Raw genomic sequence first — 18,652 nt, 5'->3', positions numbered from 1 at the left:
TTGATACGCTTGACCGATATACGTGTTGCCGTGCCCCTGAAAAAGACCATTACGGCCCTGGCGGCGGAAAAATTGCGGTGTTCTTCCGACGATATTGAAGAAGTAACCGTTGCCCGACGCTCCGTAGACGCGCGGCATAAGCCGAATATATTTTTTGTCTTTACACTCCATGTCAAGGTGAAGCGCGAAAAGGAAATCCTCTTTCGCTGCCGCCGCGACAAACATGTCCGTAAGGAGGAAGAAAAGCGGGAAGAGCCGCTCCTCTTCGGTACGGAACCGCTGCCGCAGCGGCCGATCGTCGTCGGCACGGGCCCTGCCGGTCTTGCTGCAGCCTTGGAGCTTGCCCGAAACGGCTACAGGCCGATTGTTCTTGAGCGGGGCTACGACGTGGACAGGCGCGCGAAGGACGTACAGGCCTTTTGGGAGACCGGTGTCTTTAATGCCAAATCGAACGTTCAGTTCGGCGAAGGCGGTGCCGGTACCTTTTCGGACGGCAAGCTGACGACGCGCGTCAACCATCCGCTTCTCAGACGAATTTTAGAAGAACTCGTCGAAGCTGGCGCACCGAAGGACATCCTCTATATGTACCGTCCCCATATAGGCACGGACGTACTGCGCAGCGTCATAAAAAAACTGCGTCAAAAAATAGAACGACTCGGCGGCACGGTCCGCTTCGACAGCTGCGTGACGGATATACGCACGGACGAAGCCGGTAACCTTAAGGCCGTCGTCATAAACGGAACGGAAGAAACGGCTGCGTCCCTTGCGGTTTTTGCCGTCGGCCACAGCGCGCGCGACACATATTACATGCTCCATGACAGAAAGGTGCAGCTTGAAAAGAAGCCCTTTGCCGTAGGCGTACGCATCGAACACGAACAGGAGCTTATAGATATCGCCCAGTACGGCTGCAAGGCTGCCGACCTGGGTCTGGATGCCGCCGACTACAGTCTGGTTTATCACGGTCCCGACGGCAGGGCCTGCTATTCCTTCTGCATGTGTCCCGGCGGTACGGTCGTCGCGGCCGCGTCGGAAAAGGGCATGGTCGTAACCAACGGTATGAGCGCCTATCGCCGCGACAGCGGCATAGCCAACAGCGCCCTTGTAGTCAACGTGACCGACGAGGACACGGGCGGCGATTCGCCCCTGGCGAACATCGAATTTCAGCGGCGCTATGAAAAAGCGGCCTTTCTCGCAGGCGGCAAGACCTACAAAGCGCCTGCCCAGACGGTCGGCGATTTTCTGGGCCGCAGCGGTGAAGGACGGGCCGGAAAGGTGACAACGTACGGGCCCGGTGTCGTGTTTGCAGATCTGCACACGGTTTTGCCGTCCTTTGTCACGGATACACTCGAACGGGCACTGCCCTATTTCGGCAGGAAAATACACGGCTTTGACGACAACAATATCGTCATGACCGGTGTGGAAATGCGTACGAGCGCTCCCGTCCGCATCGTGAGGGACGAAACGACGCGGCAGGCCGTCGCAACGCCCGGACTCTATCCCGCAGGCGAAGGGGCCGGCTATGCAGGCGGCATTATGAGCGCCTTTTTGGACGGCTTGGAAACGGCGCGAACCATTATGAAAAAGTATAAACCCATGGAGGTAAGATAAATGGCAAGATTATTCGGTACTGACGGTGTACGCGGCGTGGCGAACGAATCGCTTACGCCGGAACTGGCATATCATCTGGGACGGGCCGCGGCAGTAGTTCTCGGCCGGGAACAGGCACACCCGACCTTTCTTGTCGGCATGGATACGCGCCTGTCCGGTTCCATGCTTGCCGACGTCCTGGCGGCGGGCATCGCCTCGGTCGGCGGCAAGTGCTGCATGGCCGGCGTTATCCCTACACCGGCCGTTGCCTACTTGACGAGAGCCCGACACATGGATGCGGGTGTCGTCATTTCGGCGTCGCACAATCCCTTTGAGTATAACGGCATAAAATTCTTCGACAAATACGGCTATAAGCTTCCGGATGAAACGGAGGACATGATTGAAGAGTATATGCTCAAGGACGAACGAAACGGTCCGGAACATCGGCCTACGGGTGCGCAGATCGGCACGGTGACGGAACTGCCCGATCTTCAAGGCGAGTACATCGACTACATTTGCAAGAGTACGGATATCGACCTGGCGGGTATCAAAATCGTTCATGACGCGGCGAACGGCGCGGCTTACCGCGTGGGGCCGGAAATCTTCGGGCGCCTCGGCGCCACGCTCATCCCTATCCACGATGAGCCGAACGGCATCAACATTAACGATAATTGCGGTTCTACGCATTTGGAAAGCATTAAAACAGCGGTCTTGCAGCACGGTGCGGATCTGGGCATTGCCAATGACGGCGATGCCGACCGCTGTCTTGTTATTGACGAAAAAGGAAACGAACTGGACGGCGATCAGATTATGCTCATTTGCGCCTTGCAGATGAAGCGGGAGAATCGCCTCCGTGAAAATACGATCGTCGGTACCGTCATGAGTAATATCGGCTTCCACAAGGCTGCCGAAAAGATGGGCTGCAGGACCGAAATTACGGCCGTCGGCGATCGGTATGTCCTGGAATGTATGCGCCGCAAAGGCTACTCTCTCGGCGGCGAGCAGTCGGGGCACATTATCTTCCTCGACTATAACACGACCGGCGACGGCCTCCTGACGGCAGTACAGCTCATGACGGTTATGAAAAAGCAGGGCAGGAAGGTATCCGAACTGGCCGGCGTCATGACGAAGTATCCGCAAATTTTAAAGAACGTCCGCGTCGAAACGAAATCGGGCTGGGAAGAAAACCATCTTATTGCCGCGGCCGTTTCGGGCGGTGAGGCGGAGCTCGGCGAGGACGGCCGCATTCTCGTGCGTCCGTCCGGCACGGAACCGCTTATCCGCGTTATGGCCGAAGGGCCGGATTTGAAGCAATTGGAGCGCATTGTCGACGATATTGCCGGTGTCATTGAGCACGAAATGGGCGTAATGGAAGAATAGAAGTAATTTGGCAGGAGGAAAAGCATGAATGAGGCTGCTCGCCGGATTTTGACCGCCCTGAACGGGGCCGGGTATGAAGCGTATATTGTCGGCGGCGCCGTGCGTGACATACTCATGAAAAGGCGGCCTCATGATTATGATATCGTTACGTCCGCCCGGCCCGAAGAAGTGGCTGCCGTCGCCGCCGAACAAGGTTGGGGGTACGTTGACGGTAAGGGTCTTGCCTTCGGCGTGTCCCGCGTCATTACGGGCGGTGAAAGTTTTGAAGTCGCCGCCTTTCGCAGCGAAATTTACGGCACGGACAGCCACCGGCCCGAGCGGATTCGGTATGCGTCGACACTCAGAGAGGATGTGCAGCGCCGCGACTTTACGGTGAACGCCCTGGCCATGGATAAGGACGGTGCCGTCTACGACTACGTCGGCGGGCGGAAGGATATAAAAAAGAAGCGCCTTGCCGCCGTCGGCGACCCGGCTGTTCGTTTTCGCGAAGACGCGCTGCGCCTCTTCCGCCTCTGCCGTTTTGCCGGACAGCTCGATTTCGTGACGGACAAGGCGACGGTTTACGCTATGGAAAAGGCCTTTCCGCGCGTGGCCGGTCTTTCCGTCGAACGGGTCGTCGGCGAGACGGAGCGTCTTCTCGTGACGCCTGCCGCCTATAAGGGGCTGGATATTCTCGTCCGCTCCGGCTTGGGCAGCTGCTCGTGCAGACGCAAAGAGAAGGGCGTGTACCGGGAGGTTCCCATCCTGCCGGAGCTGGCGCACCTGCCGGAAACGCCGCAATCCCGGCCGTATCATGTCTTTGACGCGTGGAATCATACACTTGCCGTCGTGGCTCATACGCCGGCGGATTTGACACTGCGGTACGCCGCCCTCTTTCACGACATGGCCAAGGGCCTGCCTGGCATTCGCGGCGTCAAAGACGGCCGCTATACGGACTACGGTCACGACAGGGAAGGTGCGCGCCTGGCGGCGGAGGTCATGAGGCGGTGGGGCTGCGGCAAATACATGACGGCCCGCGTGGCCTGGCTCGTCAAAACGCATATGAAGTTTCACTACTTTGCCAATACGGGGCAGGGCGATGTAAACAAATGGCTGCGCCGCGAAGCGCTCGGCAAGGCCTTTCACACTACGAAAGACCTTGTGGAAGCCGTACGGCAGGCGGCTGTCTTGGCCGCAGCCGATGCGAAGGGCTGCCGGCCCGACTCGGATACGGGCGGTACGGAGTCCTTCGGTGAATACATGGCGCAGGCAGCCGCGGCCATGCCGGTAGGGACGAAGGATCTCGATTATGACCGCCGTGTGCCGACATGCTGCGGCTGCCGTACGGGCGATTTTTTACGCGATTTTTTACGGCGCGTGCAGAACGGTCATGCACATAACGATGCCGATACGTGCGCTGCTGCGGCATATAAATGGATGAAACGTCACGGTCTGGCTGAGGATGCAAATGATAAATACAAAAAAGTCGACACAAAAGAATAAGCCGAATATGCACAAGCGCCTCGTCAAATGCTGTGCCGTCTTGTGCGGACTCTTTATTTTTTTGGCAACGCGGCTCATTTGGATTCAGGTTGTCAACGGTGAAGAATATGCCGAACGGGTGGGCATGCAAAGCGAGGCGGACCGCAAGATTCAGTCGCCCCGCGGCATGATTCTGGACCGGGACGGCAAGGTACTGGCCATCAGCGAAATGGCAAAGTCGCTTTACGCCGACCCGACGATGACGGAAAAATCGCCGGCTGAAATGGCAAAGATTTTGGCACCTTATCTGCGTATTAAAGAAGCGGACATTGAAGAACGCCTCAGCCGGGACACGGCCTTCGTCTGGCTCGACCGGACCATGGATAACGACAAGTACGAGGCATTGAAGGCCGTCGTTGCCGAAAAAAAACTTAAAGGCCTGCGCTTTGTCGATGAAAACAGGCGCTACTATCCGAACGGGACCTTGGCGGCACAGCTTATCGGTTTTGTCGGCGACAACGACCGCGGACTCGACGGTATCGAAATGATTCTGGATGATGAAATTCGCGGCGATACGCAAAAATTACGCCTTACGACGGACAGCAATAACGTGCCCATCTTCGACTCGGCTTTGGAGCGAATTTTGCCGGATAAGAAAAGGTCCGTCAGCCTGACCATTGACAGTACAATTCAGTATATTGCCGAAAAAGGGCTTGATGAAGTCGTAAAGCGGCATCACCCCGAGGGGGCGGCCGTCATTGTTATGGATCCGAAAACCGGTGAAATATTGGCCATGGCGAGCCGTCCGAACTTCGATCCCAATGAGTACGGCAAAGGCGATGCGGCTGCTTATAAGAACCGGGCCGTTGTCAACCTCTACGAACCGGGATCGACGTTTAAGCCGATCATGGCCTCCGCCGCCCTCGATTCGGGGAAGTGGACGGAAGACAGGGTATATCATGATATAGGCTATATCAATGTCGACGACAGGACGATTCACAACTGGGACGAAAGCGGCATGGGCAATGTGACGCTGAAGGACATACTGAAGTTCTCCATCAACACGGGCATGGCCGAAATCGGTCTCTGTACGGGCGGCCCGACACTTACGAAATATGCCGAGAAGTACGGCTTCGGCAAAATTACGGGCATTGAGCTTCCCGGTGAAGGCGAGGGTATCCTCTTTGATCCCGAAACGATGAGCCGCGTCGATACGGCCATTATGGCCATCGGTCAAGGTATTGCCGTAACGCCCCTGCAAATGGTGCAGGCCTTCGGCGGTCTGGCCAACGGCGGCAGGATGATGAAACCCTTCGTCATCAAGGAAATCGACAATCCCGACGGCTCCGTTTACAAGAAGACCGAACCCGTACAGGCGGGCCAACCGATACGTGCCGACGTGAGCAAGATTATCAGCCGTATTATGGCTGAAGAAATCAGCTCCGGCGGCGGCTTGAACGCTAAAATAGACGGGTATTCCTTCTGCGGCAAAACCGGGACGGCACAGCGTCTGAATTCAGAAGGGACGGGCTATGCCGAAGGGCAGTACATCGGCTCCTTCGTCGGCTTCGGTCCCCTGGAAGATCCGCAGTACGTCGTCCTCATCGTCGTCGACAATCCGTCGGGAATTTACTACGGCGCGCAGGTTGCGGCACCTATATTCAAAGATATTATGACGGACATTGTGCGCATTAAGGGTATACGGCCGACGGAAAAATCTCTTCTCGACCCGGTTCTGCCTAAAGAAACAGGGCGCCCGCGGCTGTCCCTGCCGCCGGTGACGAAGAGCGGTGACAGTATTTTATTGCCGAGCTTTCTCGGCTATGACTCGCGCGATGTCAATACATGGCTGAACGAAGCGGGCCTCGGCTTTGTGCCGAACGGGACGGGCGAGGCCGTGTACCAATCGCCGGCAGCCGGCACGTACGTGGAAGCGGGCAGCGACGTATACGTGTCATTTACAAGATAGGAGACGGGGGAAGACCGATGACCATATTGGACGGAAAAAAAACGGCGGCTCTTCACAAGGAAAAGCTCAGCGCCTATTTGAAAGAACTGAAAAAGTACGGAAAGACACGTAAATTGGCACTTTTTCTCGTAGGCTCGGACGAGGCTTCGGCCCTTTATGCCGCCTCCGTGCAAAAGGCGGCTGCCGCCGTCGGTATGGAGACCGTGCTCTGTGTCTATGAAGAAAGAACAGGGGAGGATGAACTCGTTCGGGCTGTAAGTGAACTCAGCCGGTGCGGCGACATTTCGGGAATTTTGCCTTTTTTGCCCCTGCCGAAGCAGTATGATGAGCGCCGCATTGTCGATTGCATCGTGCCGGAAAAGGACGTGGACGGTCAGACCGCGGCGAGCCAAGGGTATCTTTTGGCGGGGCGGAAGGCTTTTGCCCCCTGTACGGCCCGGGCCGTTATTACTGTCCTTGATGACAACGGCATTACCTTGCACGGCAGGCACGTTGTCATCATCGGCCGCAGCACGGTCGTCGGCAAACCGCTTCTCCATCTCTGCTTGAAGCGGGACGCGACCGTAACGATCTGTCACAGCAAAACAAAAGACCTGGCACGTATCACGAGACAGGCGGATATTCTTGTTGCCGCCGTCGGCAAGGCCGGTTTTGTGAGGGCCGACATGGTGAAGGACGGTGCGGTCATTATTGACATCGGCATTAACCGTGCGGACGGCAAGACCGTCGGCGACGTGAGCGAAGAGGCGACGCAAAAAGCGGCGGCTTATACCCCCGTTCCCGGCGGCATAGGTGCCGTCGTCTCCACACTTATCTTGGAAAATGCCGCTTACGGCATACAGTGAGATACAGGGAATAAAAAGGAATCTCTTTGGAGATTCTTTTTTATTTGCCTCTTGCCAAAGGGACGAAAATAATTTATAATAAATATAACAAATAATAATTATTGATTATAATTATCGAATGGAGGAACCGGAGATGGTTAAATTTTATCAAAATGAAGAAAATAAAGCGATTTTCGTAAGCCTGAACGGTGAAGAAGCCTGTTCGGGCGCAAAAGAACTTATTGCCAATACGACCGATGCGGCAAAGGAAAAGCATGTTCCCGTCGTGACAAGAAAGAACGGCGTACTCCATATTCAAGTAGGCTCCGCTTTGCATCCCATGTTGGCGGAACACCACATTGCCTGGATTGCCGTAGAATCGGCAGGCCGCCTCGTATTTAAATACTTGCAGCCCGGCGAAGAACCGGTTGTCGAAGTTTGTGATTCCCCGTCCGGTACGGTTTACGAATACTGCAACCTTCACGGCTTGTGGAAAGCGGACTTCTAAGCCCGTTTAATCTAAATACACTCTCTAAAGACAGGGGCACTCCTATCACCGTGTGATGTGAGTGCCCCTGGTTTGTGTTATGCGTTGTTTAATATGCCGGTAGTTGGATGATACGGACATGTTATCAGACTTTTTGACAAACAAATTCAATTAAAACTATATTGATTAGCACGTGTATACGTGTTAATCTAATATTGGAGGCTGATAATGAAAGATAGAGATTTACTGAAACTTTTAATAGAAAACGGATGGCAGCACGAGCGGTAACGTGGAAGTCATCATCGTTTAAGCAAAGCCGGTAAATATATATCGATTCCGGTACACGGAAAAGATATGAAAAAAGGCTTGGAAAATGCAATTTTAAAACAAGCAGGGCTGAAGTAGCCGGTAGGAGGAACTGATATGAAATTTATATATCCGGCAATTTTTCATCATGATGATGATGGGTTGTGGGCGGAGTTTCCGACGTTGGACGGCGTATTTACACAAGGTGATGATTTAAATGACCTCATGGCAAATGCCGTTGAATCATTGGAGCTGTTTGTCATTGATACGTTGGAGCGAGGAAGGACTTTGCCGCCCTTTGATGATCGTAAGCCTATTGTCTGCCATGAGTCGAACAGTTACGTAACCTTGGTACAGGCTGACGTAGATTTGGGTAAGCATGCAAAATCCGTCAAGAAGACGCTTACCATCCCGTCATGGCTTAATGACAGGGCTTTGGATAAGGGACTGAACTTCTCGCAGGTATTACAGGAAGCGTTGGTGCAAAAAGTATTATAGTACAAAATTCCGTATTCCTTTTAAAGGAAAAAATACCGGACAGACACGTTATATGGCGTGTCTGTTTTTTTGTGCGCCCGTGCAGGACGGATGGATTTGCTGAGCGTATAGGTGGACCGGTTTTTATGCGAAAAAGATATGAGAATTTATATTATTTTTGTCCGATTGGATTATTTTCGGTCCGAATGGAGTGGAAAGGACAACAATCCTTAGATATTATAAAAACAGTGATATTTATACTCAATATAAAATATAAAGAACCTATATCCGAAACAAAAAAACTGTGACAAAAACATGAGGGAGGCGAACGGAAGTATGAAGTATCACGTAAACAGGAAGACGAAGTATCTTCTCCTGCAGTGTGCCGTCCTGACTTGGCTGGCTCTGCCCGTCTGTGCGGCGGACAGTCCTGTAGGGGGGGGACACTCACGTTACGACAGGGGATATCGTCGTAGCGGCCGACGCGGCTAAGGAAGCGGCAAAGTACGAATCTCAGAGCACGACGATTATTACGAAGAAGGATATTGAAGAAAAGCAGGCCAAGTCCGTAGAAGATATTATCTTCAGCGAGACCGGCGTGACCCGCACCATCGATGCCATGGGGCGCGTAGGTATATCCATCCGCGGCGCCGATCCGCGTCATACGCTCATACTTGTAGACGGCCAGCAGGTATTAAGTGACGTATCCAAGTACATGGGCGGTAGCGACGAAGCGATGCGCATAGGTGCGGAAAATATTGAGCGCATTGAAATCATTCGCGGCGCAGCGACCGCAAAATACGGACCCGACGCCATCGGCGGGGTTATCAACATCATTACGAAGGCGCCGTCGAAGAACCCGTCCTTTCAGCTCAATGCGGAAGCTCGTTACCACAATCATGACGGCACGGACGAAAACAGAAATACGTGGCCGTCCAACTACTATATGCGCGCCGACACGGGTAAGATAGGCAACGTGAAGTTCAGCATCTTCGGCAGCAAGCGTGATATCCTCCCTGTCTACTCGGATCGCCTCGCCTATTCAAGCTCCATCGGCAGTATCAGTGGTGGCAGCGGTATCTGGACGAGTGATTTCAAGCCGTCCCTGCGTTACTACGGTGACATCAAAAACATTGGTGCTGCCGCCGAAATCGAGTTGAATAAAAACAATAAACTCGCTTTTCGTATCATGCACGAAAAAGAAGATATGGAGCGGCGCAGCAAGACCGAGACCAACCCCATAGGCGCCGCTTTCGAGCCGATGCGGATATTTTCACGCGACATCAGTCGTGATACGTATGCCCTGACGTACAGCGGCAAAAATAAGAAGTCCGACTGGAAAATCGACGTCATGTACGGCAAGATGAAGGAAAACGACACGACCAAGACGAGCTACTTCGGCGCCGGCTTTACGAGTTACATGGGCGAAAACGGTCTGTCCGCCGTCGACTGGCTGAAACATAAGCAGCTCGATGTGAAGGGGACAGTTAATACGGCCGTAAATGACAAGCACTTATTGACCTACGGTGCAGGTTATACGGATGAACGGGCCGACGGGACACGCCTCAAGAACGCACCGAAAAAGTGGCTCAAGAGCATTAACCCGTGGGACTATGACAAGAACCTCTATACGGACAGTGAAAACGTGCCCGAGTCGAGTGTCCACGACTACCTCTTTACGACCGGTGCCGACGGGACGCTGAACTGGAATAAAAACAAGGAATACTACAACAGCGATACGGCACCGCCCATTACGTATGAAGCCATGAAAGAATTTAACGGCAAGTCGCCGGAAATTTACATCGACTCCGGCATGGGGAGCACTTTGACGCCTATAGCCGTGTATCAATATGAAAAATGGGGATACGTACCGGCAGGCACATATACAGCGAGTCTGGCTAAGGCGCTGCATGACGGTACCATTACGCGGGACACGTATAATCGCCTCCTTACGGCAGGGCCGGCACACGACGCCTTTCAGGCGCAGCTCGAAGCGGAGAACCCGGGATATGATACACATTATCGTGATATCGTTAATTTGTATCTCGGTCTTGATGATTACGGTGAAGATACGGTGCGGCCCGTATACAACGGCAAGACCTTCATGCAGGCCTTTAATGAACGGAAAAACCTCGTCAGCGGCGGCGAAGCGCGCCTGCGTAAACGCTATGCCTTTGTGCAGGACATGTGGCAGGTAAATAAGGATACTATCATTACGCCGGTTTTACGCGTCGATGACAGCGATAAATTCGGCAGTCATTTGACGGCAAACCTGGGCATGACGCACAATCTAGGCGGCAATGCGCACAGGCGTTTGAAATTCAACGTCGGTACGGGCTACGCCACGCCCGGTTTGGGTGAACTGTACTACAACTGGGAAATGTACGGCTCTTCCGGCGGTGCCAACTACGGCTGGTACTGGATCGGCAACCCGAATTTAAAGCCGGAAAAGTCGGTCAACTTCGATATTTCTATAGAAGGGGAAAGCCGCAAGACCTATAGCCGTGCGTCGCTCTTCCACAACCGCATTGACAATTACATGACGAGCTATTTCGTCGGGCAGCTCATCAACTTCGGCAGCTATATTTCCGGACAGGGCGCCCTCGACGCGGACCGGATTTACAGCTTTAAGAACCTCGGACGCGCCGAAATTACGGGCTTTGAAGCGGAAGTGCAGCAGAAATTCAACGACCGCTGGTCCGCCAAACTCGGCTACGCCTGGCTCCATGCCGTCAACAAGAGTGATCCCGACATGCCGCGGCAGCTCCTCGACCGGCCGCAGCACAAGGTGGATATCAGCCTTAACTATGAAGACAAGGCGCACGGCTGGAAGGCCGCTCTCTGGGGCGACTACTACATCCACATGCTCGACAGCAATTCCATCAACACAATATATACGCACGATGATTATGATGCCGCAACGGGCACGTGGGCCAAGAAAAAGGCGGACTATAAGAAGAAAACCTTCGGCATTTGGAACCTTATGGTGCAAAAGAATTTCGGCAAGGACATGATGGTCTATGTCGGCGTAGACAATATCTTTAACCACCGCGATGATGACAGGGCCTACCAGGATCGCCTGTACCGTATTGGAGCAAACATCAAGTTCGGTGTAGACACGCCGGCGGAAGCGGCGGCCAAAGCCAAGAAGAAAGCCGAAAAGGCTGCTGCGGCGGGAAGCGAAACGGATGCCGCCGTCTATACGGATGCGGCCGTCGCGTCGGCGGACCGGTTCCTTACGAGACCGTCCGACAAGGATGCGGGACGCAAGAAAGGCGATATCGACTTTATCGGCGATTACCGCGTGCGCAGCAACATGCACGGCGGTGTCGAAACGGCAGGCGTGCGGGAACTTGTTTTCCTGACGCCTGTTTACGACGATGCGGGCCGCCGCACGGGCTATACGATGACGACCGGCAGCAGTGACGACGGTGCCGTGGAAAGCTTGAAGAACCGTCCCCGTCACGGCCTGGAACAGCGTCTGCGCCTCGGTCTGGACGCGCAGCTTGACGAAAAGACGAATCTCCTCGTCGAAGGGTCGACGGGTGTTCGCGACACGCGGTATGCCGTTGCCGATAAGCGCGACCTTCATGACGTGCGTCTCGAACGGGCCGAACTCAACCGCCGCACCGGCAAGTGGGATTTTACGGCAGGACGCCTGACGGAACGGATGGGTGTCACGGGCTACTGGTTCGGACAAGATTATACGGGCGTCCGCACGACGTGGACCGATCAAAAGACGCAGGTCCGCATCGGTTACGGTGATTTCAGCAGCAGTACGGGCATTACGGACTCGGCCTATACGCATGCCGAAAAGGGGCAATTCTACCGCTCACCGACGTACGACGAACTCATTAACGGCACGACCGCGCCGGGCATGGATTGGACGAATGCGAATATTGACTATAAAAATAAGTTGAAACATGCCGGTGACGGCTTGACAGATCCCGTAGCAATCGCCGATGCGCGGCTCAAGGTCCTTACGGAGCTCAATGAGATCCGTAAGAACTTGGGCAAGGATATGGTAAGTAGAAATAAGCGTGGCTATGACTTCTATCATAACTTTTTCTTAAAAGCCAAGTATGCCTGGCCTGTAGATACACCGTCAGGTATGTACGTGGACTCACCGGAATACGGACAAATGTATGCGCCGGAACATGAAGTTAATAGGCTGGGTGTGTGGGGCAAGGTAAGCGATATCCCCGGTATTACGATTTTCAGCGCTTCGGACCTGAATAATGCGCTTCACCATGATTTAGGGAAAGATGCATATCAATACATGGACGATGGTGAGCTTATGTCTTGGATATACGGTAATGCGACAAAGCTGCGCAAACTCGGCTATGACGTGCGTCCCGTCAGCTGGGGAGATATCTTCAACCCCGATATGGCTGCGGGCAAGGCGAAGCTCTACGACTACTTCAAGTCCTATACGGACGCCATTAAGCTCAATTACAGCAAGCACGGTCAGACCGTGATCTTTACGGATAAAGACGGCCGGGATCTGACGGAACGGGAAGTATGGGATTCTATGTATGCGGCCTTTATGGGACGAGCAGAAGTGGAACAGTTCGGAACAAATTACCATCCGACTGACGGTGCGCCCATACCGCTGAGCGAGCTTCCCAAGATTATTTTGACGGACGGATCTTTCGTCAAACGTGATATCATTCCCGAAATCGACCGCGCCGCTTACGTGCAGGTGCGGCGGAAGGTGGGCGATAATCTCGGTCTTGCGGCGTGGTATCTCCGTTCGTCCGGAAACGGCTACCGTGTAAAAACGAAGGAATTAAGTGTGGCCAACGTCTTCGGTTTGGGCGCGCAGTATAAAATCGGCGGATCCGTCCTCTCCTTTGACTGGGGCGTAAATCGGGCCGATACGGGTCGTTATTTCCACGGCGGCCGCGACGCCTACGGCGCTTACACCGGCGGCGGTTCGGCACCGACGTTCTGGGTGCTTCGCTTCGACGTGGGCAAGGCCGACACGAACGTGAAGGGTTCGTGGAACGCTTTCGCGGACTACAAGTATTTTGAACACGGCTCCTTCCTCGGCGGCAACGGTACGGAAAGCGTGCCCGACCGGTATCTGGACGGCATCAGAAGCTTTACACTCGGTGCAGGTTACGTGCCGGCGAAGGACTTCCTCATCGAGGCGTTCTATACGTTCGATGCCAAAGGCATCGGCAGGCGCGATACGCTCTACGGGCCGGAAAGCTTCAAGCTCGGCGACTACACGCGCATTCAGGCGACGTATAAATTCTAAAATCCCATCTTTATATAGGACAGCACACTCCTCTAACATACAACAAATGCTGTCAGAAACAGGCAGGCACGCCATACCGGAAACGGCAGGCGTGCCTGTTTGCGTACATATTAAACGAATCTGTAAGATTTTGTAAATGAAAAGCCGGACAGTGTTACGTGCATAACACGTGGTACTGTCCGGCTTTTTTGTATGTAATGAATTAATAGAAGCCCTTGTCTTTAAAAATATAACGTAAATTTTTCCGGTCCAATATTTCGATTTTTTTATACCGCACGGAAATCAGGCCTTTCCTGGCAAATGAATTCAATATGCGCGTTGTCGTAATGCGGCTCATCCCCGTAACGGAGGCGAGCTGATGGTGCGACAGCTGTATTGCCGGCTCGGATAAAGAAAGTGTGTATAAGAGACAGGCCAATTTTTCTTCGTTTTTCGGGAATTGGGCATAAAATATCCAGCTGTGCAGCAATGTGATTTTGTGCATGAAGAAAGACAGGATTCCGCGAATAAGCTCTTTGCTTTGCATGGCCTGGCGAATGAGTTCATCTGCAGAAAGCTTGTATACATGCGTGTTAAATAGGGAATTCGTGCAGACAATGCGCAGGGACGGGCACGTAAATGCATCTTCTCCGATAATCGTATTTCCCGAGAAGTAGCACAGCGTTCTTTCCGTTCCGTCCGTATAGGGCAAGTATACACGAATCAGTCCGCTTTGAATAAAGTAGAGATTTTTCGCTTCTTCATTCCGGATGAAGATTATTTGCCCGTTTGTATACCGCTCTTCGCGTCCGTATTGCTTGAATACATTTATAAGATTGGCAGTTACTGTACGAAAATCGGCTGTATTCATTTTCAGATTCCATATAAATAAATCACGAAAACAAAATCAATACATGATTATTTGTAATTAACTATACCGTAACGGTAGAAATAAGTCAATGTATTGAGAATAATATTGAGTAAATAAAAAGTAACAGATAGTGATAAAAATAACAATAATATTTTATATATACGTACTGAAAAACTGTATTAATGAAAAGAAAAAGTTGAAAAGTGTATCAATTTATACAATCGGCAACTTTATATTATGGTAGCCTGATAATAACAAACGGTAATTTATAAAATGATAATCCGGAATGAAAAGTACTGCATACGAGGAGGTAAGCAAAGTGGCGGAAGCAGGGAACGAAAGAATCGGTTTTTTGGGATTGGGTGTTATGGGACTGTTGATGGCGGTTAATCTCGTTAAGAAATCCGGTTGTCCCGTATACGGATTCGATGTGGTTGACGAAAAAATGCAATTGTTCAAAGAAGCCGGGGGGCACACGGCAGCGGAGCCGGAAGAAATATATAAGACCTGCAGCGTCATAATGCAAATGCTTCCGACTCATGAAACCGTTATTCATTCCGTAAGGGAGGCCGTACGGCTGAGTGCTCCCGAAACAGTAATCATAGACCTCTCTTCCACGGCGCCGCATATTATTTCGGAACTGAATGAAGAAGTTAAAGGAGCCCGTATGTTCTTGGCGGACTCACCCGTGAGCGGCGGCAATCCCAAGGCGGCCGACGGTACGTTAGCTATTATGACGGGTGCCGAAAAGGGAGTGTTCACACGTATAGAGCCGTTATTAGCGTGCATGGGAAATCCGGTACATACCGGCGGTGTCGGCAGCGGCAGCATTACGAAGCTTATTAATAATACGATTGCCGGAGCATATTTGGCGGCCATTGCGGAAGGATACGCCTTTGCCGCCAAGGCCGGCATTGATTTACGGACGACCTTCGATGCCACCAGGACCGGCTTTGCGGGAGGGCCTTTGTATGAAAACAAGGTGCCTAAAATTATTGCCCACGATTATGAACCGGGGGCGAGGATTGCCGTTCACCGCAAGGATATCCTCAATGCAAAGGCATATGCGCACACATTGGGCATCGATTTGCCGGTGACCGATGTTACGCTGCGAATTATGGATTGGATGAAAGATAAGGGCTATATCGATATCGATCAGGCCGGAATGATTAAATACTTTGAAGAAAAGATGGGGACACGCGCAGGTCGGGGATAAAGTGAATTGCCATGCGAATAACGACGGTAGGTAACGCAGGTATTTATTTGGAGGCCGGCGGACATACGTTTTTGATAGACGGAATTTACGGCGTAAACGAATTTTTCCGCGACAGGCCGGCAGAGATTTTACGGGCTGCCAGGGGAGACGGCGACAGGTTCAGGAATATCGAGTTCCTGTTATTTTCCCATCGTCATCAAGATCATTTTGATGCTTTTCAGACGGAGCGATACCTGCAGAATAACAAAGTAAAGCAAGTATATATCCCTAAAGCGGGTAATCCGGGAATGCCCTATGAAGATACGCGGGCGATTGCATCGGGACGATACGGGACAAGCATCATTTATGTAGAGGGCGGCAATTCGAAAAGCTCTTTTCACCGGTTGGGCCGTAACGTGAATGTCGCTTTTTTTCGTTCGCATCATATGGGAGAGCCGATTTTTGATATAACGCATTATTGCCCGGTTCTCAATATCGGAGAGGAGAGTTTTATCTTTCTCGGTGACGCCGATACGACCTGTCCGGCTGAAAAGCTGTTGGCACTGACTGTAAAAAACAAAGTAAAGGGAGTGTTTATTAATCCGTTGGCTTATGCGGACAGCCGCAGTAAAGCATGGTTACGGCATGTTTCGCCGGAGCATGTTTTCATATATCACATTCCCAGGACGGAAAGGGGGGAACACGGTCTCCGAAAGTTGGCGGAAGCTATTAAGGATTTCGGCCAAACGGAGCGGGAACGGCATGTATTGTCCGGACATTTGCAAACAATAGACCTGTTTGATTAATTCTTTGACGAGTGCGAACAAGATAAACGAAAAGGAGTGAGCGCAGCATGAAGAAATATGATAAGGCGTTTTTGTTGGAAGCATACGGCAAAATGACGACCATTCGGGCGTATGAGACGAAGGTGGAAGAGATTTTCCTTGCCGGTGAATTACCGGGGTTTACTCACTTATACATCGGTGAAGAAGCCTGCGGTGTAGGCGTATGCGAGAATCTCCGCACGGATGATTATATTGAAAGCACCCATCGCGGCCACGGTCATTGCCTGGCCAAGGGGGCGGATATAAAGAAGATGATGGCGGAATTATATGGGAAAGAGACCGGATATTGCCGCGGCAAAGGCGGTTCCATGCATATTGCCGATTTTTCTATCGGTATGCTCGGTGCCAACGGCGTTGTCGGCGCAGGCTATAACCTGGCCATGGGGGCGGCATTGGCGGCGAAATTGAAAAGGACGGAACAAATTGCCGTTGCCTTCTTCGGTGACGGCGCATCCAACCGCGGGACCTTCCACGAATCCTGCAATATGGCTTCCGTTTGGAAATTGCCCGTACTTTATGTTTGCGAAATGAACCGATGGGCGTCAACGACTCCGTATAGAACCACCACCTCGGTCGAAGATATCGCCGTTCGGGCCGCGGCGTACGATATGCCCGGTAAAAGCGTTGACGGCAATGACTTTTTTGCAGTATATGAAGCGGCAAAAGAAGCCGTCGCGTATGTTCGCGGCGGTAAAGGCCCGTATTTGCTGGAATTAAAAACATACCGCATAAAGGGGCATTTTGTGGGGGATCCGGAAAAATACCGCACCAGAGAGGAAGTACAAGAACACTTCACTAAAGACGATCCCCTGCAGAATTTCCGTGCCGTCGTTACCGGTAAAAAGTGGCTTACCGAGGCCGAGTTGGACGAGCTTGATCAAAAGGCGAAGGCCCTGGTGGAAGAAGCCGTACAGGAAGCGATGGCGGCACCGTACCCGGCAGAATCGGAACTGATGGAAAACTATTATTGTGAATAGGCAGATAAACAGGTGATACAGGAGGGCATGGATATGAGGCAGATTACATTTTCCGCAGCGACGCAGGAAGCAATGCGTGAAGAAATGCAACGGGACAAGAATGTATTTTTGATGGGTGAAGATATTGCGCGGCAAGGCGGTATTTTCGGACAGTTTAAAGACTTGGCCGAAGAATTCGGGAATGACCGCGTTCGTGATACGCCTATTTCGGAAACCGCTATTATCGGCGGCGGCGTCGGTGCCGCGTTAGCCGGTATGAGGCCGGTTGTAGATATGCATTTTGCCGATTTTATCGGCGTGCCTATGGATGAAATTTTCAACCAAATGGCAAAGGCCAGATATATGTTCGGCGGCCAGGCAAAAGTGCCTCTTGTATTGCGTGCTCCCGACGGCATGACACGGGGCGGCGCGGCACAGCATTCGCAATGCGTTGAAGCTTGGTTCATGCACATTCCCGGCATCAAGGTCGTTATCCCGTCCAACCCGGCAGATGCCAAAGGGTTGTTGAAAGCTGCGATTCGCAGTGACGATCCTGTACTGTATTTTGAACATAAACGGTTGTTTTCCATGAAAGGAGATGTACCGGAAGGTGAATTCCTGACACCTATCGGCAAAGCCCGTGTAGCCAAAGAGGGGATGGATATAACGGTTGTATCCTATTCCTTTTATATGAACCATGTGTTGACGGCGGCGGACGAATTGGCAAAAGACGGTATTTCTCTTGAATGCATAGATTTAAGAACGATTTCTCCGCTTGATATGGATACGGTGTATCAATCCCTGAAAAAGACAAAACGGCTCATGATTGTACACGAGGCGGTAAAGCAGGGCGGCGTCGGTGCGGAAGTTGCCGCGCGTGCCGCGGAAGAAATGATCGATTATCTGGATGCGCCTATTGTCCGTTTAGCGGCACCGTTCGTACCGATTCCGTATGCGCCGACGCTGGAACGATTGGTGAAAATTGAGCCGGAAGATATTTGCAGGGCCGTGAAGGACATGCTCGGAAAATAATTTATTTTTATAAAAATAAT

The 18,652-nt window shown here is 52.3% G+C and carries 14 protein-coding genes and 1 pseudogene; 14 read left to right on the top strand and 1 reads right to left on the bottom strand.

What is annotated here, in order from left to right:
• The 10 genes and pseudogenes from BQ2674_RS04970 (at window position 1) to BQ2674_RS04930 (ending at window position 13,754) form a co-directional block, all read left to right on the top strand.
• A complete protein-coding gene (locus BQ2674_RS04970) occupies window positions 1-1,608 on the top strand; it encodes an NAD(P)/FAD-dependent oxidoreductase (RefSeq protein ID WP_075572730.1) in 1,608 nt (535 codons plus the stop codon).
• Complete coding sequence (glmM, locus tag BQ2674_RS04965) at window positions 1,609-2,967, top strand: phosphoglucosamine mutase (protein WP_075572729.1); 1,359 nt, start codon at window positions 1,609-1,611, stop codon at window positions 2,965-2,967. It abuts the gene before it with no gap.
• Window positions 2,968-2,991: 24 nt separating this feature from the next.
• Window positions 2,992-4,449 (top strand): CCA tRNA nucleotidyltransferase, encoded by a 1,458-nt coding sequence (locus BQ2674_RS04960; protein ID WP_075572728.1) that lies wholly within the window; start codon window positions 2,992-2,994, stop codon window positions 4,447-4,449.
• Window positions 4,415-6,397 (top strand): penicillin-binding transpeptidase domain-containing protein, encoded by a 1,983-nt coding sequence (locus BQ2674_RS04955; RefSeq protein WP_075572727.1) that lies wholly within the window; start codon window positions 4,415-4,417, stop codon window positions 6,395-6,397. Before BQ2674_RS04960 ends, BQ2674_RS04955 begins: the two co-directional genes overlap by 35 nt.
• A 17-nt stretch (window positions 6,398-6,414) precedes the next feature.
• Entirely contained in the window at window positions 6,415-7,242 is an 828-nt protein-coding gene (locus BQ2674_RS04950) for a bifunctional 5,10-methylenetetrahydrofolate dehydrogenase/5,10-methenyltetrahydrofolate cyclohydrolase (RefSeq protein WP_075572726.1), read from the top strand.
• Between the two features lie 133 nt (window positions 7,243-7,375).
• Window positions 7,376-7,729 (top strand): desulfoferrodoxin family protein, encoded by a 354-nt coding sequence (locus BQ2674_RS04945; RefSeq protein ID WP_075572725.1) that lies wholly within the window; start codon window positions 7,376-7,378, stop codon window positions 7,727-7,729.
• A 279-nt stretch (window positions 7,730-8,008) separates the two neighbouring features.
• A pseudogene (locus BQ2674_RS08580) lies at window positions 8,009-8,113 on the top strand (type II toxin-antitoxin system HicA family toxin); the annotation flags it as partial.
• A gap of 18 nt (window positions 8,114-8,131) precedes the next feature.
• The gene (locus BQ2674_RS04935) at window positions 8,132-8,512 is read left to right on the top strand and encodes a type II toxin-antitoxin system HicB family antitoxin (RefSeq protein WP_075572724.1); all 381 of its coding nucleotides are present in this window, start codon (window positions 8,132-8,134) and stop codon (window positions 8,510-8,512) included.
• A 315-nt stretch (window positions 8,513-8,827) separates the two neighbouring features.
• Window positions 8,828-8,983 carry a hypothetical protein gene (locus BQ2674_RS08410; protein WP_159427201.1) on the top strand — a complete coding sequence of 52 codons (156 nt, stop codon included), beginning with the start codon at window positions 8,828-8,830 and terminating at the stop codon, window positions 8,981-8,983.
• Entirely contained in the window at window positions 8,958-13,754 is a 4,797-nt protein-coding gene (locus tag BQ2674_RS04930) for a TonB-dependent receptor plug domain-containing protein (RefSeq protein ID WP_262359920.1), read from the top strand. The genes BQ2674_RS08410 and BQ2674_RS04930 overlap by 26 nt, the downstream gene beginning before the upstream one ends.
• Window positions 13,755-13,956: 202 nt before the next feature.
• Here BQ2674_RS04930 and BQ2674_RS04925 read toward each other — a convergent pair whose 3' ends face one another.
• Window positions 13,957-14,604, bottom strand: a complete 648-nt coding sequence (locus tag BQ2674_RS04925) for a Crp/Fnr family transcriptional regulator (RefSeq protein ID WP_075572722.1) — start codon at window positions 14,602-14,604, stop codon at window positions 13,957-13,959.
• A 319-nt stretch (window positions 14,605-14,923) separates the two neighbouring features.
• On the opposite strand from BQ2674_RS04925, the gene BQ2674_RS04920 reads away from it, so the two are divergent.
• The 4 genes from BQ2674_RS04920 to BQ2674_RS04905 are packed head-to-tail and all read left to right on the top strand — an operon-like array spanning window position 14,924 to window position 18,632.
• Entirely contained in the window at window positions 14,924-15,820 is an 897-nt protein-coding gene (locus BQ2674_RS04920; protein WP_235828819.1) for an NAD(P)-dependent oxidoreductase, read from the top strand.
• 11 nt (window positions 15,821-15,831) lie between these two features.
• On the top strand, window positions 15,832-16,605 hold the full coding sequence (locus BQ2674_RS04915) for an MBL fold metallo-hydrolase (protein ID WP_075572720.1): 774 nt from the start codon (window positions 15,832-15,834) through the stop codon (window positions 16,603-16,605).
• A gap of 47 nt (window positions 16,606-16,652) precedes the next feature.
• Entirely contained in the window at window positions 16,653-17,621 is a 969-nt protein-coding gene (locus tag BQ2674_RS04910; protein ID WP_075572719.1) for a thiamine pyrophosphate-dependent dehydrogenase E1 component subunit alpha, read from the top strand.
• Between the two features lie 33 nt (window positions 17,622-17,654).
• Complete coding sequence (locus tag BQ2674_RS04905; protein WP_187364805.1) at window positions 17,655-18,632, top strand: alpha-ketoacid dehydrogenase subunit beta; 978 nt, start codon at window positions 17,655-17,657, stop codon at window positions 18,630-18,632.
• The last annotated feature ends 20 nt before the right edge of the window (window positions 18,633-18,652 follow it).

The organism is Megasphaera coli (genome assembly GCF_900095855.1).
In the GTDB taxonomy this organism is placed as follows: Bacteria; Bacillota; Negativicutes; order Veillonellales; family Megasphaeraceae; genus Megasphaera; species Megasphaera massiliensis_A.
The sequence above is the reverse complement of the archived record's forward strand: the minus strand, read 5'-3'. Positions and strand labels throughout refer to the sequence as shown.